This is a genomic window from Achromobacter sp. DH1f, assembly GCF_000633435.1.
In the GTDB taxonomy this organism is placed as follows: domain Bacteria; phylum Pseudomonadota; class Gammaproteobacteria; order Burkholderiales; family Burkholderiaceae_B; genus Achromobacter; species Achromobacter deleyi.
Genome location: NZ_AYMF01000038.1, coordinates 1 through 19340, shown reverse-complemented (window position 1 = coordinate 19340; position 19340 = coordinate 1). Strand labels below are relative to the sequence as shown.

The window sequence follows — 19340 nt, the reverse complement described above, 5'->3', positions numbered from 1 at the left end:
TCATGATGCCCTCCAGCCTGTCCGTCCTGCGTGATTTCATGCTGCAACGGTACGACGACCTGAAGGCCCGCCTGACGCGGCGCCTGGGTTGCCCGGACCTGGCCAGCGACGCGCTGCAGGACACCTGGCTGCGACTCGAAGCCAAGGAAGACCTGGGGCCGGTCGACAGCCCCGGGCCTTACCTGATGCGCATGGCCGTCAACGTGGCCGTCGACCAGCAACGCGTCGAAAACCGCCGCCTGACCGTGGCCGAGGCCGAGGTGCTGTTGAACGTGCCCGACCCCGCGCCGGGCCCGGACCGCATCGCCGAGGGCCGCGCCGAACTGGATGCGCTGACCCGGGCCATGGGCGAGCTGCCCGCGCGTCAACGCGTCATCCTGCTGGCCGTGCGGCTGGAAGGCCTGCCGCAGAACGACATTGCCGAACGGCTGGGCGTGTCGCTGCGCACCGTCGAACGCGAACTGCGCAACGCCCATGAGTACTGTGCGCGGCGAACACGTAAATTATTGTCACCATAAGGCGGGTTCCGGCTGCGAGAGTCGTCCTATGGATGTCAAGGGGAAAAACGGCGCGCCATCGCCCGCAAGTGGCGGCGCGGCGGCATCGAGAGAGTATGCAATGAACACCGCAAGCCAGCCCGCCGATCGCAGACAGGCGGACATCGAACGCCAGGCGCGCGCCTGGATCCGCCTGATCGCGTCCGGGCAGGCCACGCTGCGCGATGCCGACGCCTTCAAGCAGTGGTGCGCCGCCAGCGCGCAGCACGCGCGGGCCTACGCCGCCGAACAACGCCTGTGGGGGCAGATGGCGCCGGCCGGGCAAGCCGTGTTGCGCCAGCAGCGCGAGCAGGCCGCTTCCCGCTCGGGCCGCGCCGGCTGGGGCCGCCGCGCCTTCCTGGGCACGGCGCTGGGCGGCGCGGGTGCTGCCGCGGTGGCCGCCGTCGTAGCCCCGCCGTTCCGGCTCTGGCCGGCGTGGGACGAATGGACCGCCGACTACCGCACCGACACCGGCGACCGGCGTCAGTTCGGCCTGGGCGAGCGCGTGCAGGTCGACATGAACACGCAGACCAGCATCGCCCTGCGCGCCGAACAGCCGGGCGCGGTGCGGGTGGAATTGATCTCGGGCGAAGCCGCCTTCGACGGCCAGGCCTCGCCCACCGCGGTCACGGTGATGGCCGGGGCGGGCAGCGGCGCCGGCAGCGTCCAGGCGCGCGGCGCGCGCTTTGAATTGCGGCATCTGGACGGCACGGTCTGCGTCACCTGCCTGGCCGGTTCGGTGCGGGTGGCGCTGGGCCGCGGCGCCACCGTGCTGGGGCCGAACCAGCGGCTGCTCTACGACAAGCATGGCCTGGGCGCCGTGCAGCAGATCGATCCGGCCGAAACCTCGGCCTGGCGCCAGGGTTCTCTGGTGTTCCGCCAGGCGCCGCTGGCCGACGTGGTGGCCGAGATCAACCGCTACCGCCGCGGCCGCGTGGTGCTGCTGGACGCGCCGAGACAGGCCAGCGCGCTCTCTGGCCGGTTTGAAATCCGCGACATGGACAAGGTGCTGGTGCAGATCGAAAAAGCCTTCGGCCTGACCGCCACGCGTCTGCCGGGCAACGTGGTGCTGCTGGGCTGAAATCGCTGCTGTGGGTCTGGCTCTCGGTCTGGCTGACGTTCTGGCCGTCGGCCCGGCCTTCGTCCGCTTTCCGGTTCCGCCCCGCACGGCCCCGCAAGCCGCGCCGCGTGGCGGGTTTGCCGCGCCAGACTCGTCATACCCATATAGAGAGGCAGGCCGCGCCGATCCGCCATCCTGGGGGCAGGGCGCGCCCGCGCGATGGGGAGCAGCGTGTCGCGTAAACCGAATATCGGCATCCGGGAACTGAAGGAGAATCTGTCGGCCGTGGTGGACTCGGCGTGGGAACATCCCGTGTCGGTGCATCGCTACGGCTCGCCATGGGTCTGGATCGTGTCGCACGAGGTTTGGTCCCGCAATACCCGGCGGGTGGAATTCAACCCGGCCGGCCATCCGCTGGCCGCCTTGCGCGACCACGTCGATCGGGCCTTTTCGGCCAGCCAGCCGCGCCTGCATGCCGCCGCCATCCGCGCCATGCTGCGCATCGAGGCGCAGTCGCTGTTGCGGGCCTTGGTGATCCAGCTGGTCTACGGCCTGGATACCGAGGCCGGCCTGCATGAGCAGGTCTCGTGCAACCTGCTGTTTCGCTGGTTCGTCGGCTTGTCGCTGGATCAGGAAATCTGGAGCCCGCAGGAATTCGGCCACGCCGTCGAGCGCACGCTGGCCAGCGCGGACCTGGTCGACATCCTGGCGCAGGCATTGCACGGCGCGCCGGTCGCGCCGATCGAGCAGGCCACCGGCATTGCGGTGAATCGGCAACTGCTGCAGACCTGGCGTGCGCGGGCCAGCCGTCCTGAATAAGGGGGCCGGCTGACCGATGCCCGTCCGCCGTCCGCCGGTGATCCGTCCGCGAATAAAAAGATGGCGGGTTCGCGTCGGCCAAGTCGTCTTAGGGGTACAGGACGCGCCTTACGCAGCGCGGCCAAAACCGGACCAGGGCCTACCCGGCCCCAGGGCACTACCCTAAGGAGCGCACCGTGTCGGCCACCGTCAACGTAGGCATGCTCGAGCTGGACCGCAAACTTTCCAAGGTGCTGGACTGCGCGCGGCAGCAGCCCGTGTCGGTGTCGCGCTACGGCTCGCCCTGGGTCTGGGTGGTCTCGCATGAAACCTGGATCGGCCAGATCCAGCTGACCCGCTACGTGCCGCCGCGCCATCCGCTGGTGGCGCTGCGCGAGCATGTCGACGACACCCTGCGGGCCCACGCCGACCTGCTGCGCCAGGCCAGCGCCGAATGCGGCCTGACGGTGGACCCGGCCATCCTGTGCCGCACCTATCTGCTGCAACTGCTGTATCCCGCCGGCAGCAAACCGTACTTTCACGAGCAGATTGCCTACAACCTGCTGTTTCGCTGGTTCGCCGGCCTGTCCGAAGGCAATGGCTGCGAATGCGCGCCCGGGTTCGACCGCGAACTGGACGCGATCTCCCGCCACGAAGCCCTGGCGGCGCTGCTGCACCAGGCGCTGGACGACGGCTTGCTGACGCCGGCCAATTGGGCAATGCGCAAGCGGGCTGCCCAGCGTCCGGCCGGCACCGGACGGCGCCCGCTTGCGCCCGGGGGCAGGGCCGTCAGCGGGGGCTGCCATGTCGCTATGCCTTGAACCGGCGCCGCCTGCGCGGCGGCGTCGCGACGACTTCGCCCCGGGCAGCGCCCAGGCGCCGCTATGGCGCGGCGCTGCGTTGGGCGACTTCATTGCCGCCCACTATGGGCGGCTGCTGAATACGTTGCGCGCCCACCTGGGGTGTGCCGAGCTGGCTGCGGACAGCCTGCATGACACCTGGCTGCGGTTGGTCGACGGCGGCCTGGACACCGGCCCGGTCGCCAACCCCGGCGCCTACGTGTTCCGCATGGCCTGCAACATCGCCATCGACCGGTTGCGGGCCGACCGGCCGCTGCGTGGCGCCTGTGGCGACATCGACCTGCAAGACGTCGAAGATACGGCGCCCGGGCCGCACCACATCGCTCAGGCGCGATCGTCCCTGCGCGACCTGCTGCGCCTGATCGATGCGCTGCCGCGCCAGCAGCGCGAAATCTTCATCGGCGTACGCATCGAAGGCATGCTGCAAAGCGAAGCCGCGGCGCGCTACGGGGTGTCCGGCCGCATCGTCAGGCGGCACCTGCGCGACGTGCACCGGCACGTCGACAGCCAGGCGGCGCGGTTGCTGGCATGAACCCGCGGCAAGCGTGCGCGCAGCGTGGCTTCACGCTGATCGAACTGATGGTGGTGCTGGTCATCGTCGGCATTGCCACGGCGGCGCTGGGCCTGTCGATCCGGTCCGACCCGCTGCGTGTCTTGCGCGACGATGCCCAGCGTCTGGCCGAACGCTTCGCCGTGGCGCAAAGCGAAGTCCGCGGTGACGGCCGCAGCATCGCCTGGCAGGCCGACGCCGACGGCTACCGCTTCGTGCGCGGCGCCTGGGCGGATGACGGTGGCGTTCCGGTGGTGGACCCGTTTCACGTCGAAGACTTTCGCCGCGATGCCGCGCTGCGGCCGCAGCGCTGGCAGGCTGGCCCGGTGCGCGTGGCTTCGGGCGCGGCGGTGGTGTTGACCCCGGAATGGTTCGGCCAGCCTTGGCGGCTGGTGCTGTCCAGCGCCGCGGGCCAGGTCGAAGTGCGCCGCGACGCCAGCGGCCGCTTCAAGGTGGAATAGGGTGCCGATGTCCAAGCGCGAACAGGGCTTCACGTTGCTTGAGATCTTGATCGCCCTGGCCATCGTCAGCGTGGCCCTGGCCGCCGTCATGCGTACCACCGGCATGCTGACCACCAACAACGGCATCCTGCGCGAACGCGCATTGGCGCTGCTGTCGGCGCAGAACCGCCTGATCGAAGTGCAATTGGCGCCGCCGGCCCTGACCCTGAGCCGCGACCGCGTGGCCTGCCCCCAGGGCGCGCTGAACCTGGTGTGCGAAAGCCGCTACAGCGATGCGCGAGCAGGCGCTCGCGAGGTCACCGTCGAGGTCTACCTGGACCAGCGCCCCACGCCTCGCCTGGCCACGCTGGCCGGCATCGTCGATGTGCGGTAGCCGACACTGCCATGACCGCCCGCCAGCAAGGATTCACGTTGATCGAAGTCATCATCGCCATCATGATCATGGCCATCATCAGCCTCATTTCCTGGCGCGCCATCGACAGCGTGGCGTTGACCAGCCGCAAGCTCGACCAGCACACCGACGAGGCCATGGCGCTGCACCGCGCCTTCGACCAGTTCGAACGCGACATCGGTGCGCGCAGCGCGGCCGACGCTGCGCTGCAGGCGCCGCCACCGCCCGCCGCATCGACCGCGCCGCCGCAAACCCCGGCATCGGGCGCGCAGGCCGCCGAAGACACCGAACCGCCCGTCGTCCTGCCGCAGTTGCTGCCCGACGCCATCGTCGTTTCCGGCATGAAGACCCCGGCCCCGCGTATCGATATCCTGCGCAACGCCCCGGGCCAGCCCGACGCCCGCCAACGGGTGGTCTGGGAACGTCGCGGCAATGCCTTGCTGCGCGTCGCCGGCCCGCCCACCGAGGCCTATCCCATCGCCGCGCCGTCGCCGGATGCGGGCACCCTCGTGTTGGACAACCTGCTGGATATCGGCCTGCGGGCCTGGGCGCCCGGCCGAGGCTGGGTCACGCTGCCCGGCCAGGGCGAGCAGCCCGCCACGGCGCTGGAACTGGTGATCTCGCGCGGCGTGCTGGGGCAGACGCCGCTGCGCTATCGGCGGGTGTTCTTGCTGCATTGAAGGAACAGGGAGAAATGATGATGAACGTCCGCTTTGACCGTAGCGCCCAACCGTCGTGGCCACGCCTTGTCAGCCTGGTGGGCGCCCTGGCGCTGGTGTCGGGGTTGGGCTGGTGGGGCTGGCGCCTGAGCGAGCCCGTCCTGCCGGCGCCGGCCGCACCCGTGGCGACCCGAGCGCCGGACGACCCGGGCACGGCCAGCGTGGCCGCGTGGTTGTCCCCCGGCCCGGCCAAGCTGGATGTGCAGGTGGCGGGCGCCTTGGCGGGCGGCGGGCAGGGCGCCGCCGTGCTGTCGGTCAATGGCGGCCCGCCGCAGGCCTATGCCATCGGCGACCGCCTGACCCGCTCGGCTCGCCTCATCGGCATCGATGGCCAGGCGTTGATTGTCGAGCACGGCGGCCGCCAGGTCAGGTTGCCCCTGCCGGTACCGGCAGGCGGCGACGGCGAAGGCATCAAGTGGGTGCCCGCGCCGTAATGCGCGGGCGTTGGCCCTTACAGGCCCAGCGCCGACAGGCCAGGATGGTCATCCGGCCGGCGGCCCAGCGACCAACGGAACTTGCGGTCGGCCTCTTTGATGGGCAGGTCATTGATGCACGCGTAGCGCTGAATCATCAGCCCGTCTTCGCCGAATTCCCAGTTCTCGTTGCCGTACGACCGGAACCAGTTGCCGGAATCGTCGTGCCATTCGTAGGCGTAGCGCACCGCAATGCGGTTGTCGGTGAACGCCCACAGTTCCTTGATCAGGCGGTAATCCAGTTCCTTGGCCCATTTGCGGGCCAGGAAGGCGCGCGCCTCCTCGCGGTTCTTGACGAATTCTGCGCGGTTGCGCCACTGCGTATCCAGGCTGTAGGCCAGCGCGACCTTGTCCGGATCGCGGCTGTTCCAGCCGTCTTCGGCCAGGCGCACTTTCTGGATCGCGCTGTCGCGGGTAAAGGGAGGAAGCGGGGGACGGTTGGCGGAAACGGATGTCATCGCAGTGACCTCATGGGTGGGGGGCAGGGAAGAGGAAGCCGGGCGGCCGGCCATCAGCTTGGGGGATGGGCGTCATCGACATGCCCGCCGGACGCCTTCAACACGGCCTGGGCCGCGCGCCGCGCGTTGTCGGCAATGGACGGATCGCGCGACACCAGCGCCACCGCGATGGCGCCGTCCAGCAGCACCAACCATTGCAAGGCCGTGTCGTCGGGGGCCGGCAGCGCCGCCGCGTGCGTCAGGTCGCGCACATAGGCCAGCAAGCGCGCCTTGTGTTCACGCGATACCGCCAGGATCGGGCTGGCGTCGTCACCGATCTCGCCCGCGGCGTTCAAGAAAGCGCAGCCCCGAAAGCCGTCAGAGGCAAACCACTCGCGCAAGGCATCGAACATGGACAGCAGCCGCGCATGCGGCGTGGGCGCGGTCGACGTCGCGTCGATGAACCATTGCATCCAGCGCGCATCGCGCGCTTCCAGCGCCGCCGCCACCAACGCATCCTTGTTCGGATACAGCTGGTACAGGCTCTTGCGCGCCACGCCGGAGGTCTTGACGATCAGGTCGATGCCGGTGGCGTGGATGCCGCCCGAATACACCAGGTATTCGGTGGCTTGCAGCAGGCGCTGGCGGGTGTCTGCCGGGGGCAGCGATGCAGCGGCCAGGGCAGGGGAGCGAGAGGCGCGTGAGGAAGCGGGGCGAGCCATGGAGAATGATCGTTCTGCAAAGGATGGTGCAGAGTAGAACGGTCATTCTCCGCTGTCAATCTCTGTCGTCAATCCGCCAGCGCTTCCGCCCAGTTCTTCTTCATGGCAGCGATGCGGTCCACGTAGGCGGATTTCAAGCAGGCGGCGTCCGGGCAACGGTCGCGCACGGTGGTGCGCCATTGCGTCTGCTCTTTCGCGACAGGATCGCGCCATTCGCCGGTTTCACCGTCACGGCCAGCGGTTTCGGCTTGAATCCGGTCGTAGAGGTCCTTGACCTGATCGTCCAGCTTGGACAGCGAGGGTTCGCCGCAGATCAACTGTTCGACATGGGTTTTCGCGGCCTTGCAGTCGAAACCGGCGGCATGGGCGGATTCGATCTGCAGGAAAGGCGCGCTGGCGAGGACCGCGCAAACGACACCATGCAGGATCGCGTGTTTGCCTTTGGCGCTTTGCCGGCCCCGGCCTTTCATGATGCCGGTCGGTATTGCCGCGAGAACGGGGTTGCGCACGTCGTTCACTCCTATAGTCTGCCGCCACGGACAGCGCGGCCCAAGGTGGCGATTTTCCCGTTTGTCGACAGCTCGTGCAACTTTTCGCTCGGGTATGTCTTGGACTGGCTGTGTGGGCAACTCGTGACCATTTTCTGGCTTTTTCTTTTAATTTGTAGTAAACTACTTTGATCTCGTAGTTATCGGTGGTGATTGAAAGTCTGGTGCTTGCAAGTCTTCTGGCAAGTCTCCAGGCAACCCCAAACAATCGCCTTCGGGCCGCTGTTTCCAAGCCGCCGAAGACACCGCACGCATTTCCGCTACGAGTGCAGTCCCCAGGGCCACGCCCTGGCGCCCGTTCCTGATGCCCCTCTGCATCCCTACGCATCCCGGGCGCGCTGGATACCCGTGTTGTGTGCCTGCGCAGGGCAGGCCGACACCGCAAACAGGAGTACGCACATGTCCCAATTGATCAGCAAGAAATCGCGCATCGAGATTCCGCCGCTGAACTGGAAGGCGCCTGATACGCGCCCGGACCCTGAAATCATCCCCCGCCCGGCCGACACCGAGCCGTCCGAAGACAAGCGCGCTGCCCACGCGCCTGCGTAATCCGATCGCGGTCAAGCGCAGCCGTACCCCGCTTCGACCGACCCTACCGACCGCCGCCCGCATGCCATCATGCCGGCGGCGGTTTTCATTTCAGCGGCGCGCGCATTGCACGCCGCCGCTCAAAACGCGTGCTTGATGCCCGCCATGGTCTGCAGCAGGTGGCTATCGCGGCGGTCGATGCGGTCGACCAGCGCATACAGATTGGTGCGCTTGGACAGATCGTGTTGATAGCCCATGGCCCAGCCCTGGATGCTCGACCGCGTGGCGCGCTGGTACGAGGCCAATACCTTGCCACGGCCGGACACGGGCACGCCGACGCCGCCCAGATACGTCTGCACGCGGCCGTAGCCCGCCGACGGCCCGACATTGGGGTGCCGCAGCAACCCGTAGCCACCGTGCACCGTGACCCATTCCAGCTCATACGCGGCAACCACCTGCATGTTGCTGGCATTGCGCTTGCGCGGCGCGTTGGCCGACGAAGCGTTGGCCTGAGGGGTGATGCCGGGGCCGGCATTGAGCCGTTCGTAGGTCAAGGCGGCGGCCAGCGGCCCGTGTTGATAGCGGATGCCGCTGGTCAGGACGCGGTCGTGCCTGGCCGTGGCAAATTGGGCGCTGTCGTGCGCCTCGAAGCTGTAGCCCACGCCGGCCTGCCAGCCGTTCACGGTGGGCGACAGGTACATCACGGTGTTGTTGCTGCGACCGGCCGCGCCGAAATCGCCATCGTTGTAGCCCAGCGTGGTGGCGCCGGCTGCGCCGCTCCAGCTGTTGCCGAACGGCGTGCCCTTGTTGCCCCAGCTGTTGCCCAGCGTCCAGAGGCGGCCCAGCCGTAGTTCGCCGATGGGCCCGGCTACGCCCAGGTAGGCCCAGCGACCGAAAGGCCGTTCTTGCATCTGCGATCCGTCGGTGCCGTGAAAGCCGCTTTCCAGCTGGAAGAACGCCCGGTAGCCGTTGCCCAGGTCTTCGGCGCCGCGCAGCCCCCAGTAAGACAGCGTCTGGCCGCCGCTGCGCTGGGCCAGGCGCGATTGTCCATCCAGGCGTTCGTAGGCGATGCCCAGGTCGATGATGCCGTACAGGGTGAGATCGCTGGACGCGCCGTGGGCGGCGCCGGCCAGGCACAGCGCGACCAGCGCAAGAACCGGCTTGGTGCGAAGCGGGAGCAAAGCAGGGCAAAGGGGCATGGTGTCCTGGGAAGGTTGCGTTGCGTCAGGCAAAAGGAGTCCCTGGCGGCATGTCTGGCAGGCCGCCGCGATAAGGCAAGGCGATGAGAAGAGCGAAAAGCGAAGCGCGGTGAAAACGCGCGGTGAAAGAAAGCCGTGAACCGACGAAAACAAAAGAAAAGGCAATGACTGGATTGTAGGAAGCGCAGGCGTTCCTGCCATCCGGAATCAGTCTGATTCGCCCGGCACCACGCGGTTCTTGCCCGCCATCTTGGCGCGGTACAGCAGTTCGTCGGCATGGCGGAACAGCGAATCGGCCGCGCCGGCATTGCCCCACGAGGCATACGCCACGCCGAAACTGGCAGTCAGCGCAAAGGTCGTGCCGTTCTCGGCCGGCACCCGAGCGGCGGCGATGCGCGTGCGCATGCGTTCGGCGGCCTGCACCGCCTGGTCCGCCGTACCGGTATGACAGAGCACCGCGAATTCTTCGCCGCCCACGCGCGCCACCACGTCTGTCTGGCGCCAGGTCTGGCGGCACAGGTCCGCGACGACCTTCAAGGCCTGGTCGCCGCTGGCATGGCCATAGGTATCGTTGATGCCCTTGAAATCGTCGATGTCGAACAGGATGAACGCCAGCACGGCATCCGAACCGCTCCAGCTGTCCAGCGCCTGTTCCAGGCGGCCCTCGAAGGCGCGGCGGTTCAGGAGACCGGTCAGGAAATCGGTTTCGGCCATGACGGCCAGGTCGACGATCAGCCGGTCGCGCTCGCGTTCCAGCCGCTGGCGTGCCGACGCGTTGTCCTCCAGCACGCGCAGCGCCTTGAACATGCCGTCGACCTCGCCGCGGTACTGGCCCACGGGAATGGACGACGTGGCGGCCCCGTTGGCGATGGCGCCGATGATGCGGGTGGCCTGCACGAACGGCCGGATCACGCGGCGCCGGAATTGCCCCAGCGACAGCATCAGCGCGGCGGCCAGCATGGTAGCCGCCACCAGCGTGATGGCCAGCAGGCGGATGGCCTCGCCGCGGTGCTGCTGCATGCTGCGCTCGATGCTGTCCAGCATCTGGTCGCGAAACTGCGTGATGGACGCCATCAGCGGCACGTAGGTGCGGGCCAGTTCGCCCGTGGTGATCTCGGCGCCGCCCGGCTGCAACGCCGCCGCGTCGCGGATTTCTTCCAGGTAGCGCATGCCTTCGCCGAAATACAGCCGCTGCATGTCCATGTAGGCCAGCGACGCGCGCAGGTCGGGGCGCGTGGCGATGCGCGCTTCGAGCAGCGCGTGCAGCTGGTCGATGCGCCCCAGCACCCGTTCCATGCGGTATTCGTCGGCCTCGGTCAGCTGGCGGTGCTTGGCCAGCGCGGGCGTGAAGGTCGATCCGAACAGGCCCGCCTGTTCGCGCAGCTCGCTGGCCAGCAACGCCAGGGCAAGCAGGCTGGGGGCGTCGGCTTCGTTCTGCATGACGACCCCCACGCTGTCGGCCATGGCGGCCTGCAGCTCGGGCACCAGCGCGACCATGCCATTGACCGCCATCAGGACGCTGTAGCCCGACACCGTGTCGCGCGGCGCGGCGATCAGGGCGTCGGCCTGCGCACGCGCCTGGATCAGGGCGTAGCGGATGCGCTGGACATTGGTGAATTCCTTGGCGCTGTTCGGGCTGAGCGGCGCGCGGTACAAGGCCAGCAGCCGGGCGATGCTGGCGTCGCTGCGGTCGCGGGCGGCCTGCAGCGAATCGAGCAGGGGCTGAGCCACGGGACAGGGGGCACCCAGCGCCGCATTCATCGGGCCGCGTTCGGCCGAGACCTTTTCCATGGCGCTCACCGTGGCGCGCACGATGCTGAAGGCGCGTTGCGCATCGCTCGTGGCGACATAAGCGGCGCGGCTCTGTAGCAGCAGAATCCCGGTCAACACCGACATCGGCAACACCACCCCCGCCGCCAGGATCAAGAAATAGCGTTCCAGGGACTTGATCGAAAATCTACTGCGCAACATATACGGGTGGGCCGGCCTGATGCGATGTTTCTCTGCGCGCAGGATACTGTAATTGCAGGGCCGGCAGGCCCGACTTGGCCGGACAATTGCGATTATCCCGAGCCGTCGCGCAACACTATGTCAATCGAATACAACCCGTTGCGCAAGGAATTGAAATCAATGCGGATCATTGCCGGAATGCGTCCCGGCGGGCCGGATCGTCGGTCGACCTCATGGCCGGCCGCGACCTCACGGCCGATCCAATATCCGCGCCCCAGGCCCGTCGCGGCCCAGCACGTCGTCGGGATTGCGCAGCGGACAGTCCTGCAGCGACAGGCAGCCGCAGCCGATGCAGCTGTCCAGCTCATCGCGCAGCCGGGTCAGCTTGCGGATGCGTTCGTCCAGGTTTTCGCGCCATTGCGACGACAGCTCGTTCCATTGCGCCGGGGTGAGCTTGTTGCCGTCTTGCGGAAAGCGGGCCATGGCCTCGCGGATTTCCTCCAGCGGAATGCCCGTGCGCTGCGCCACCTTGATGATGGCGATGTAGCGCAGCACGATGACCGGGTAGCGCCGCTGGTTGCCGCCGCTGCGGGTGCTCTGAATCAGGCCTTTGGATTCGTAGAAGTGCAGGGTGGACACCGCCACCCCGCTGCGCCGGGCCACTTCGCCCACCGTCATGAGTCGCGCCGTGTCGATCGGCTTGTCGCCTGCCATGGGTGTTGACCTCAAGTTAGCTTGAGGTCTTATAGTCCGTCGCGCCGAATTTGGCAAATCAGCCTCACCGCGCCGCCCGTCGGGCCGCGGCCCCCAGGATCAGGACTCATGCAGACCCCGTCGTTCATCGCGCAATACATCGATCCCCTTCTTCAAAGCAGCGGGCTCTGGTTCATCGCCCGGCTGTGCCTGGCGGTGGTGTTCATTGCTTCGGGCGCCGCCAAGGTGATCGATTTTCGGGGCGGGGTGGCAGAAATGCGCGCGGCCGGGCTCGAGCCGGCCATCCTCATCAACATCGCGGTGGCGGCGCTGATGCTGGCCGGGTCCGTGCTGATCCTGGCCGACCGCGCGCTGTGGCTGGCCGCGGCGGCGCTGGGCGTGTTCCTGCTGCTCACGATCGTGCTCGTGCACGCCTTCTGGCGCCTGCCCCCGCCGCAGGCCAAGCTGGCGCTGTTCTTCGCACTGGAACACGTGTCGGTCATCGGCGGCCTGCTCGCGGCGGCCATCGCCAGCCATTTCAGGGCATTGACCGGCCACTAGGGGCCGCGGGCGGCCTCGCGGAAAGCGCAGGCGACGGCACCCTTCAGGAAGGGGCCCACGGCATGCCTTATGGCGTCCCTTACGGCACGCCTCACGGCGTCCCGTGCAGCACCACCCGATTGCGCCCTTGCTGCTTGGCGGCATACAGCGCGGCGTCGGCCGCATGGAACGCCTGGGCCACGTCCGGCCCCGCCGCCGGCCACTGCGCCACGCCGGCCGACACCGTGATGCCGCCTACCTGGCTGATGTCGCGCGCCGCGATGCGGCCGCGCAGCCGCTCGGCCACGATGGCCGCTTCGGTCGGCGCCACCCCGGGCAGCAGGATCAGGAATTCCTCGCCGCCGTTGCGGCACAGGATGTCGCTGGGCCGCGAACAGTCCCGCATCAGTTGCGCGACGCCCTGGATCACCTGGTCGCCGATCGTGTGGCCGTAGGTGTCGTTGACCCGCTTGAAGTGGTCGATGTCCAGCGCCACCACCGCAAACGGCGTGGTCGACGCCTGCAGGTGGTCCACCGCGTCCTGCGTGCCGCGGCGGTTGCGCAGGCCGGTCAGCGGGTCGGTGATGCTGGCCAGGTTCAGCTTGCCGATCTTTTCCTGCAGGCTGGTGAAGCTCCAGATCACCGCGCGCTTCAAGCGTTCGGCCTCGAAATACCAGGCCTTCACCGATTTCACCCGTTGCATGGCCACGGCCACGTCGTGGTGTTCGACATTGGTGGCCAGCTGCGACAGCGGCAGCGAGATCTGCCGCGCACACCACCAGATCGCCATCAGGAACACCAGCGCCAGCGGCGCGGCATAGCCCACCAGGGCCCAGACCAGGTCGTGGATGGGTTCCAGCGTGGCTACGGCCGGGCGCTGCGCCACCACGCCCCAGCCGCTGGCGGGCACCGGCGCATAGCCGGCCAGCATGTCCACGCCCTTGGAATTGATGACCCGTTGCGCCCCGGCGTGGCCCGCCACGACGGCATCGATCACCGCGTTGCCGGTGACGCGCTCGCCGATCCGGTGGGGATCTGTGTGGTAGATCAAGCGGCCATCGGCATCCACGACATAGAGATAAGAGCCGTCGGTGTAGTGGTGCTTGCCCAGCAGGTCTTCCAGGGCGCTGTCCTTGCGCAGGTGCAGGGTACCGGCCAGGTAGCCCAGGTAGCGGCCGTCGACCGAGAACACCGGGTGCGACAGGTTGATCAGCAGGTTGCCGGCGATCGATACATAGGGCTTGCTGATCATCGGCTGGCGCGCGGCCAGCGCGGCCCGGCTGCCGGGGCTGTCTACGCGCGTGCCCAGGAAATTGCGGAAATTCTGCGTGGTGGCCAGGATCAGGCCATCGGCGCCCACCACGCCGACCGAGTTGAAGTTGTCGCTTTGTTCCTGCACCCGCAGCACTTCGGCCGCCAGCAGGTCGGGCGCATCCATATGCTCGGCAATCTGGCGGGCGCTGTAGGTCAACTGGCGTTGGGCCGCCTTCAGGAAATAGCCGGCGCTTTCGGCCAGCTTGGCGGCATACACCCGGTTCGACTCCAGGGTGTTGGCGATGAGCTGTTCGCGTTGCAGGCGGTAACTGGCATACAGGGCGTTGGCGGTGGCCGCAAGGGCGCTGAACACCGTAAGCGCGAGCACCAGGCCGCGCAGATTGATTCGCAGGGGGGACACGACAGGCTTGAACCTCGGGACAGGCACGGCGACGCCGCCGGCAGGCGCCATTGTATTCAAGCGGCCGTCGGGCTCGGGCGCCGCAGGCGTCGGACGAAAGCTCAACCCCTATAGGAATTTTCCTACAGTCGGGCCGCAGCGCCGTTGCTACTCTTGAAACCTCTCAGGTCGCGCCGCTGGCGCCGGCCATTCCACAGGCTCAACAGAGTGTGCTCTCCGTCATCGTGCCATGTCGCTGACCGGAGCGGACGAGCTATTGCCGATGGATACGTCTCGGCCAACATCCTAACCCTCTGACTCATCATGCGAATTCGTCGTCCCATCATCATCATGACCCTGCTGTTCGGCGCATCCGTCGGCTCGGCCATCTGGTTTTCGCAAGGCATCGCTGAAACCTGGCACCATAATCCGACAGCCAACAGCGCCATCATCGGCCTGTTCGCGGTGGGCTTGCTGTATACGCTGTATTGCGCCGTCGGTCTCTGGACGGGGCAGCGCCAATGGCTGCGCCTGGAATCCCAGCAGACGGCCTGGCACGACACGCAGCGGCTCAAAGGCGTCATGGCGTTCTTCAACGGCCGTCTCGAACACGAGCTGGGCAGCGACAACGTCCTGCGCCGCAATCACGTCATCCATTCCTTCGAGGAACTGCTGGGCTTGCGCGCGCGGCTGGCTGAATACCTGGCCGGCCTGCTCATCGGGCTGGGGCTGCTGGGCACTTTCATCGGCCTGATGGCCACCATGAGCAGCATCGGTGAAGTGCTCAAGTCGCTCAACGGTGATGGCGGCGTGCAGGCCATGCTCGAAAGCCTTTCGGTTCCGCTGTCGGGCATGGCATCGGCCTTTTCGGCCTCGCTGATGGGCCTGCTGGGCTCGCTGCTGATGGGCGCGGTGGCGCAGTTCATGGCCGATGCCAACGACAACCTGGTGCAGCGGATCAACGCCTGGTCGCAGCAGCGGGAAGCCAACGACCGCGATCCCGCACATACCGCGGACCTGCCGTCCCAACCCGACCACGGTGGCTCGGCCGGCGCGCCGCTGACGGTGCGCTGGAACGGCGCTGGCGAAGCCCTGGAAATCCTGCGTTCGATGCGCGACCAGGCGTTTGAGCGCGACCAGACGGTGCTCGAAGGTTTCTCAGTGCTCTGCGTGGCCGCCAAGGAACAAAGCGCGCATCAGGCCGATATGCTCAATACGGCGCGCGAGACTTCCCGCCACCTGCTCGAGCTGCGGACGCAACTCGGCATATTGGCATCCCAGGGCGAAACCCAGCTTCAGGCCCACGGCGGCATGAAAGACGCGTTGCGCAGCATGGCGGCGGGCATGGCCCGCGCGGCAGGCTCGTTGGACGAGAACCGTGTCGCGGTGGGCGGCGCCGTGCGCGGCCTGGCCCAGACGCTGGGCTCGCTGGCACAGTCCGCCGATGGCACGCAACGCAAGCTTGACGCCATCGACCAGGCCATCGGCCGCGGCGTCGCACAACTGGACCTGATGACCCAGAGCGTGGTGGCGCAGCAGGATGCGTCGCTGGAACTGGTGCGCCGTGTGTCGACGCTGGCGACGCAGCAGTCGATGGCCGAGCCGACCTCCGGCGATGCCGTGACGCTGCGTCAGACCGCCGTCCAGACGACGGAGGCCTGACGCCATGAAGGCTATTGTCCCGCTTTCGCTGGCACTGCCGTTGTGGCTGGGTGCAGTGCTGCCCGCACAGGGCGCCGGTCAAGCCGCACCGGCATCCGCTGCGCCGCCCGCCATCTCATTGACGCCCGCCGCGGCGTCCCCGGTGGCACCGCCGCCCACGCGGCCGTCCAGCGCCGCGGCCCCGGCCGGGCGCCCGGTGACCATCGCCGAGGCGCTGGCCCTGGCGCAGGGCTACTCGATGCGCCTGACCATGGCGTCGGCGCGGGTCGACGCCGCGCAGGCCGGCATCGCCTCGGCGCGGGCCGCCTACTACCCGAAACTGCAAGCGCTGGCCAAGACCGACGACGCCATCGACCGCCGCTATACGGGCTACCGGCGCACTAACGACGAATACGGGCAGGCGCAACTCAGCCTGCAATACACGGCGCTGGACTTCGGCCGCCGCGCCGCCGACCTGGCCCGCAACGAATTCGGCAAGCAAGGCAATGAATTCGCCTACCGCCAGGAAACCGCCGACCTGCAATTCGATACCGTGCGGGCCTACGTCGACAGCGAGCGCTATCGACGCATGCAGCGCATCGCCAACGAACACACCACTGAACTTCGGCGACTGGCGTCCCTGATGGAAGAACGGGTGCGCGGCGGTCTGTCGCCGCAGTCCGAGTTGATCCGCAGCCGGCTGGCACTGACCAACGCCCAGAACCGCCAGAAGACCATCATCAAGAATTTCGACCAGGCGCAGCAGTCGCTGCGCGCGCTGACCGGCGAAACCATCCAGAGCGAACCCCTGGCCCTGAAGCTGGACACGATCGACGTCGCCACCGATGTCCTGGCCGCGTCGGTCGAGGGTAACTATTCGCTGCAGTCGCTGCGGGCCCAGTTGCAGGGCGCCGACGCCGGCGTCGACCGCGCCCGCGCCGACCGCTACCCCAAGGTCGACCTGATCGCCTCGTACAAGAAGCCCTTCGAGGACCAGGCCCGTGGCCTGGGCACCAACGTCTACGCGCAGGTCACGCTGGATATCTTCGATGGCGGCCTGAAAAGCGCCCGCATCGACGAAGCCGGCGCCGCGCAGCGCGAAGCCCGCGCCAAGTTCGAATCCACCCGCCGCGAGCTGCGCGACGCCGCCGACCGGCTGGTGTTCGATGTCAACACCACCTACGAACAATGGCAGCTCAGCACCAGTGGCCAGGAAGAGGCCGCCCGCACCAGGTCGCTGTATCTCGAAGAATTCCGTCTGGGCAGCCGCAGCCTGAACGACCTGATCTCGGCCCAGAACGACTACTTCACGCAACGCGTGGACAACGTCGATGCCTATAGCAACCACATTCTTTCGGTGTTGGGCCTGTTCCATGTGGCGGGCCGCATGAGCGACGGCCTGGACACCCTGGGGCTGGTCGCCCAGACCACCCGATCCGGCTCCCCGCAACACCAGGACATCCAACCATGAGCAGTTCCAAATCCTCGGGCCATTTCTGGCCCGCCTATGTCGACCTGATGACTGTGCTGCTGATGGTCTTTCTGTTGCTGACGCTGCTGTTCCAGATGGTGGCCAGCATTGCCCGCATGCAGGAAGGCCTGAAAGTCAGCGTCGCGGCCTCCATGGCCAGCAAGACGGCAGTGCGCCCCGGCGGTTTGACGCTGACGTTCGCCACGGCCGATGCGCCCCTGCAGGCGGGCCAGACCAACGAGGCCCGCGCCTGGCTGCAGGCCAACCTGGCGGGCATTGCCGAGTCGGGGCTGTCGATCTCGGCGCGCATCCCGGCGGCCGAGGGCGATGTCAGCCGGCGCCTGTCCACCCAGTTCGCGCGGGTGCTGCAGATCAAGCAGGTGGCCACCGAGCTGCAAGTCGACGAGCACAAGCTGTTCATTGCCAACCAGCTGGATGCCGGCCTGCAGACCGCGGGCGAGATCCAGCTGTCGGTGGGGCGTCAATGAAACCCGATGCGCCTCGGCCCGCCACAGGCGGTCGCCTGCCGACGTCCGTGGGCCTGCGCCTGCGCCGTCTGCTGCCGCGCACGGTGACAGGCCTGGTCGCACTGGGCATGCTGGTCTTCCTGGTCTGGGCGGCCGCCTTTCCGCTGGAAGTCTACGTGCGCGGCAACGGCGTGGTACGGGTCGAACGGCACAACATCCTGATCCAGGCCCAAGAGGGCGGCGTCATCCGTCGCATGGCCGTCAAGGAAGGCGATATGGTGACCGCCGGCACGCTGCTGGCCGAAGTCGAAAATTCCAACGTGGACGAGGCCTACGCCAAGAGCGCCGTGACCCGCGCCGCGCTCCTGGCCAAGGAATACCGCCTGCAGCGCGAGGTAGCCGGCGAGCCGATGCCGTCGGCCGTGCCCGCCGACCTGGTCCCGGCGGCGGATGTCACCGCGGCGTCGCTCGGCGAGGCCTACGCCAGCGAACTGGAAACCCATCGGCTGCGCAATGCCGCGCAAGAACAGTCCGAATCCGTGCTGGCCGCGCAGATGTCGCAGCGCGAGGCCGAATCCCAGGAACTCAAGAGCCAGGCCGCCGATCTGCAAAAAGAAGCCGCATTGCAGGAACAGCAGGTACGCATGATCGAGCCCATGATCAAGTCAGGCGCTGCCGCCGAAGGCGTGCTGCTGCAAAAGCGCGCCGACCTGCAACGGATTCGCTCCTCGCTGAACCAGGCCCGCGCGCGTCTGCCGCGGGTGCAGGCCGAACGCCAGGAAGCCGAATCCCGGTTGGGTCAGGTGCGCGCCGACTTTCTGTCGCGTGCGCGCCAGGACTTGAACGAAGCGCAAATGCAACTGTCCCGCCTGGGCGCCGAGGCGCAGGCCAACACGGGGCGTAAAGACGCCGCCCGCATCCTGGCACCCGGCGATAGTCAGGTGCACCGTGTCATCGCGCCGCACGAAGGGATGGTGATCAAGCCCGGCGGTGAGCTGCTCGAACTGTCTCCCACCGATGTGCCGTTGATCGCCGAAATCCGGGTCAAGCCCGAAGACCGCGACCACATCTGGGTCGGTATGGCCGGCCGCGTGCGGATCAGTGCGCTGTCGGGCGCGGGCAGGGCGCTGCCCGCCCGTGTCACCGTGATCAGCCCCGACGCCATCAGCGAACCCAACGGCGACCGCTACTACGTGGTGTCGCTGTCGGTGGACGCTGGCCTGAACACGCAGCGCGTGCGCCCCGGCATGAGCGTGGAAGCCTTCCTCGAGGCCGGCCAGCGCACGCTGCTGGCCTATCTGGCCAAACCCCTCTACCAGGCGGCGGAAACCGCATTGTCCGAACCCGGCGGCCACTGAGCCGCGCCACTGTCAACTTTCTTTGCTGGAACCTTCATGACTACGCCCACTCCTGGCGCTACCCCGACCGAACCCGCAACCGTCGCACCGGCCCCGGCCGCTGCGGCCAATCCGGCCGTGGCCGTCGACACTGCGCCGGCGGCCACGGCCTCCACGGCGGTCCTGCCTGACCCCGGACAGACACCGGTATCGGCGGTGATCTACACCCGCGCCGAAAACCAGGTCAACATGAACGGCGCCTCGGTCAAGGTGCTGATCGATGGCGCCGACGTGGTGCTCAAGGG

Annotated in this window: 22 protein-coding genes and 1 pseudogene; 16 read left to right on the top strand and 7 right to left on the bottom strand. The window is 67.7% G+C overall.

Going from position 1 to position 19340, the window contains the following annotated elements; all coding sequences use genetic code 11:
- Positions 1-2: 2 nt before the first annotated feature.
- The 9 genes from U858_RS0129630 to U858_RS34480 all read left to right on the top strand — a co-directional run bounded on the left by U858_RS0129630 (position 3) and on the right by U858_RS34480 (position 5809).
- The gene (locus U858_RS0129630; protein WP_025140735.1) at positions 3-518 is read left to right on the top strand and encodes an RNA polymerase sigma factor; all 516 of its coding nucleotides are present in this window, start codon (positions 3-5) and stop codon (positions 516-518) included.
- Positions 519-618: 100 nt separating this feature from the next.
- A complete protein-coding gene (locus tag U858_RS0129625) occupies positions 619-1617 on the top strand; it encodes a FecR domain-containing protein (RefSeq protein WP_025140734.1) in 999 nt (332 codons plus the stop codon).
- A gap of 210 nt (positions 1618-1827) precedes the next feature.
- Positions 1828-2415 carry a transposase gene (locus tag U858_RS0129620; protein ID WP_025140733.1) on the top strand — a complete coding sequence of 196 codons (588 nt, stop codon included), beginning with the start codon at positions 1828-1830 and terminating at the stop codon, positions 2413-2415.
- A 176-nt stretch (positions 2416-2591) separates the two neighbouring features.
- Positions 2592-3215 carry a transposase gene (locus tag U858_RS34485; protein WP_025140732.1) on the top strand — a complete coding sequence of 208 codons (624 nt, stop codon included), beginning with the start codon at positions 2592-2594 and terminating at the stop codon, positions 3213-3215.
- On the top strand, positions 3199-3786 hold the full coding sequence (locus U858_RS0129610) for an RNA polymerase sigma factor (protein WP_081821767.1): 588 nt from the start codon (positions 3199-3201) through the stop codon (positions 3784-3786). The genes U858_RS34485 and U858_RS0129610 overlap by 17 nt, the downstream gene beginning before the upstream one ends.
- Entirely contained in the window at positions 3783-4265 is a 483-nt protein-coding gene (gene gspH / locus U858_RS0129605; protein ID WP_025140730.1) for a type II secretion system minor pseudopilin GspH, read from the top strand. The genes U858_RS0129610 and gspH overlap by 4 nt, the downstream gene beginning before the upstream one ends.
- 7 nt (positions 4266-4272) lie before the next feature.
- A complete protein-coding gene (gene gspI / locus U858_RS0129600) occupies positions 4273-4638 on the top strand; it encodes a type II secretion system minor pseudopilin GspI (RefSeq protein ID WP_029954508.1) in 366 nt (121 codons plus the stop codon).
- Between the two features lie 11 nt (positions 4639-4649).
- A complete protein-coding gene (locus U858_RS0129595; protein ID WP_025140729.1) occupies positions 4650-5336 on the top strand; it encodes a type II secretion system protein J in 687 nt (228 codons plus the stop codon).
- Between the two features lie 14 nt (positions 5337-5350).
- Positions 5351-5809 (top strand): hypothetical protein, encoded by a 459-nt coding sequence (locus U858_RS34480; protein ID WP_025140728.1) that lies wholly within the window; start codon positions 5351-5353, stop codon positions 5807-5809.
- Between the two features lie 17 nt (positions 5810-5826).
- On the opposite strand, the gene U858_RS0129585 is transcribed toward U858_RS34480, so the two are convergent.
- The 3 genes from U858_RS0129585 to U858_RS0129575 all read right to left on the bottom strand — a co-directional run bounded on the left by U858_RS0129585 (position 5827) and on the right by U858_RS0129575 (position 7516).
- The gene (locus tag U858_RS0129585; RefSeq protein WP_025140727.1) at positions 5827-6306 is read right to left on the bottom strand and encodes a nuclear transport factor 2 family protein; all 480 of its coding nucleotides are present in this window, start codon (positions 6304-6306) and stop codon (positions 5827-5829) included.
- Between the two features lie 53 nt (positions 6307-6359).
- Positions 6360-7007: a TetR/AcrR family transcriptional regulator gene (locus U858_RS0129580; protein ID WP_025140726.1), complete on the bottom strand. Its 648-nt coding sequence runs from the start codon at positions 7005-7007 to the stop codon at positions 6360-6362.
- A gap of 68 nt (positions 7008-7075) precedes the next feature.
- A complete protein-coding gene (locus U858_RS0129575; RefSeq protein WP_029954503.1) occupies positions 7076-7516 on the bottom strand; it encodes a lysozyme inhibitor LprI family protein in 441 nt (146 codons plus the stop codon).
- A 438-nt stretch (positions 7517-7954) separates the two neighbouring features.
- Between U858_RS0129575 and U858_RS36030 the strand changes: the two genes are divergently transcribed.
- Positions 7955-8104 (top strand): hypothetical protein, encoded by a 150-nt coding sequence (locus tag U858_RS36030; protein ID WP_175193042.1) that lies wholly within the window; start codon positions 7955-7957, stop codon positions 8102-8104.
- 119 nt (positions 8105-8223) lie between these two features.
- On the opposite strand, the gene U858_RS0129565 is transcribed toward U858_RS36030, so the two are convergent.
- From U858_RS0129565 to soxR, 3 genes are all read right to left on the bottom strand, one after another.
- Complete coding sequence (locus U858_RS0129565) at positions 8224-9264, bottom strand: porin (RefSeq protein ID WP_025140724.1); 1041 nt, start codon at positions 9262-9264, stop codon at positions 8224-8226.
- Between the two features lie 225 nt (positions 9265-9489).
- Positions 9490-11253, bottom strand: a complete 1764-nt coding sequence (locus U858_RS0129560) for a diguanylate cyclase (protein WP_025140723.1) — start codon at positions 11251-11253, stop codon at positions 9490-9492.
- 228 nt (positions 11254-11481) lie between these two features.
- The gene (soxR, locus tag U858_RS0129555) at positions 11482-11946 is read right to left on the bottom strand and encodes a redox-sensitive transcriptional activator SoxR (RefSeq protein ID WP_025140722.1); all 465 of its coding nucleotides are present in this window, start codon (positions 11944-11946) and stop codon (positions 11482-11484) included.
- Between the two features lie 108 nt (positions 11947-12054).
- Here soxR and U858_RS0129550 point away from each other — a divergent pair, with 108 nt between their 5' ends.
- A complete protein-coding gene (locus tag U858_RS0129550; protein WP_042885780.1) occupies positions 12055-12486 on the top strand; it encodes a DoxX family protein in 432 nt (143 codons plus the stop codon).
- Between the two features lie 91 nt (positions 12487-12577).
- Here U858_RS0129550 and U858_RS0129545 read toward each other — a convergent pair whose 3' ends face one another.
- Complete coding sequence (locus tag U858_RS0129545) at positions 12578-14131, bottom strand: diguanylate cyclase (protein ID WP_025140720.1); 1554 nt, start codon at positions 14129-14131, stop codon at positions 12578-12580.
- A 312-nt stretch (positions 14132-14443) separates the two neighbouring features.
- Here U858_RS0129545 and U858_RS0129540 point away from each other — a divergent pair, with 312 nt between their 5' ends.
- The 5 genes and pseudogenes from U858_RS0129540 to U858_RS0129520 all read left to right on the top strand — a co-directional run.
- Positions 14444-15781 carry a MotA/TolQ/ExbB proton channel family protein gene (locus U858_RS0129540; protein ID WP_025140719.1) on the top strand — a complete coding sequence of 446 codons (1338 nt, stop codon included), beginning with the start codon at positions 14444-14446 and terminating at the stop codon, positions 15779-15781.
- A 4-nt stretch (positions 15782-15785) separates the two neighbouring features.
- Positions 15786-17231 (top strand): TolC family protein, encoded by a 1446-nt coding sequence (locus tag U858_RS0129535; protein WP_025140718.1) that lies wholly within the window; start codon positions 15786-15788, stop codon positions 17229-17231.
- Positions 17228-17719 carry a hypothetical protein gene (locus U858_RS0129530; RefSeq protein ID WP_025140717.1) on the top strand — a complete coding sequence of 164 codons (492 nt, stop codon included), beginning with the start codon at positions 17228-17230 and terminating at the stop codon, positions 17717-17719. The genes U858_RS0129535 and U858_RS0129530 overlap by 4 nt, the downstream gene beginning before the upstream one ends.
- Positions 17716-19056, top strand: coding sequence for an HlyD family type I secretion periplasmic adaptor subunit (locus U858_RS0129525; RefSeq protein WP_025140716.1), 1341 nt, complete (start codon positions 17716-17718; stop codon positions 19054-19056). Before U858_RS0129530 ends, U858_RS0129525 begins: the two co-directional genes overlap by 4 nt.
- A gap of 36 nt (positions 19057-19092) precedes the next feature.
- Positions 19093-19340 (top strand): annotated as a pseudogene (locus U858_RS0129520) (hypothetical protein); the annotation flags it as partial.

Coding starts and splice junctions, on each gene's coding strand:
- U858_RS0129560 (WP_025140723.1), bottom strand. CDS start 11,253: ATGTTGCGCAGTAGATTTTCGATCAAGTCCCTGGAACGCTATTTCTTG.
- U858_RS0129610 (WP_081821767.1), top strand. CDS start 3,199: ATGTCGCTATGCCTTGAACCGGCGCCGCCTGCGCGGCGGCGTCGCGAC.
- U858_RS34480 (WP_025140728.1), top strand. CDS start 5,351: ATGATGATGAACGTCCGCTTTGACCGTAGCGCCCAACCGTCGTGGCCA.
- U858_RS0129630 (WP_025140735.1), top strand. CDS start 3: ATGATGCCCTCCAGCCTGTCCGTCCTGCGTGATTTCATGCTGCAACGG.
- U858_RS0129535 (WP_025140718.1), top strand. CDS start 15,786: ATGAAGGCTATTGTCCCGCTTTCGCTGGCACTGCCGTTGTGGCTGGGT.
- U858_RS0129550 (WP_042885780.1), top strand. CDS start 12,055: ATGCAGACCCCGTCGTTCATCGCGCAATACATCGATCCCCTTCTTCAA.
- gspH (WP_025140730.1), top strand. CDS start 3,783: ATGAACCCGCGGCAAGCGTGCGCGCAGCGTGGCTTCACGCTGATCGAA.
- U858_RS36030 (WP_175193042.1), top strand. CDS start 7,955: ATGTCCCAATTGATCAGCAAGAAATCGCGCATCGAGATTCCGCCGCTG.
- gspI (WP_029954508.1), top strand. CDS start 4,273: ATGTCCAAGCGCGAACAGGGCTTCACGTTGCTTGAGATCTTGATCGCC.
- U858_RS0129625 (WP_025140734.1), top strand. CDS start 619: ATGAACACCGCAAGCCAGCCCGCCGATCGCAGACAGGCGGACATCGAA.
- U858_RS0129540 (WP_025140719.1), top strand. CDS start 14,444: ATGCGAATTCGTCGTCCCATCATCATCATGACCCTGCTGTTCGGCGCA.
- U858_RS0129530 (WP_025140717.1), top strand. CDS start 17,228: ATGAGCAGTTCCAAATCCTCGGGCCATTTCTGGCCCGCCTATGTCGAC.
- U858_RS0129525 (WP_025140716.1), top strand. CDS start 17,716: ATGAAACCCGATGCGCCTCGGCCCGCCACAGGCGGTCGCCTGCCGACG.
- U858_RS0129580 (WP_025140726.1), bottom strand. CDS start 7,007: ATGGCTCGCCCCGCTTCCTCACGCGCCTCTCGCTCCCCTGCCCTGGCC.
- soxR (WP_025140722.1), bottom strand. CDS start 11,946: ATGGCAGGCGACAAGCCGATCGACACGGCGCGACTCATGACGGTGGGC.
- U858_RS0129585 (WP_025140727.1), bottom strand. CDS start 6,306: ATGACATCCGTTTCCGCCAACCGTCCCCCGCTTCCTCCCTTTACCCGC.
- U858_RS0129595 (WP_025140729.1), top strand. CDS start 4,650: ATGACCGCCCGCCAGCAAGGATTCACGTTGATCGAAGTCATCATCGCC.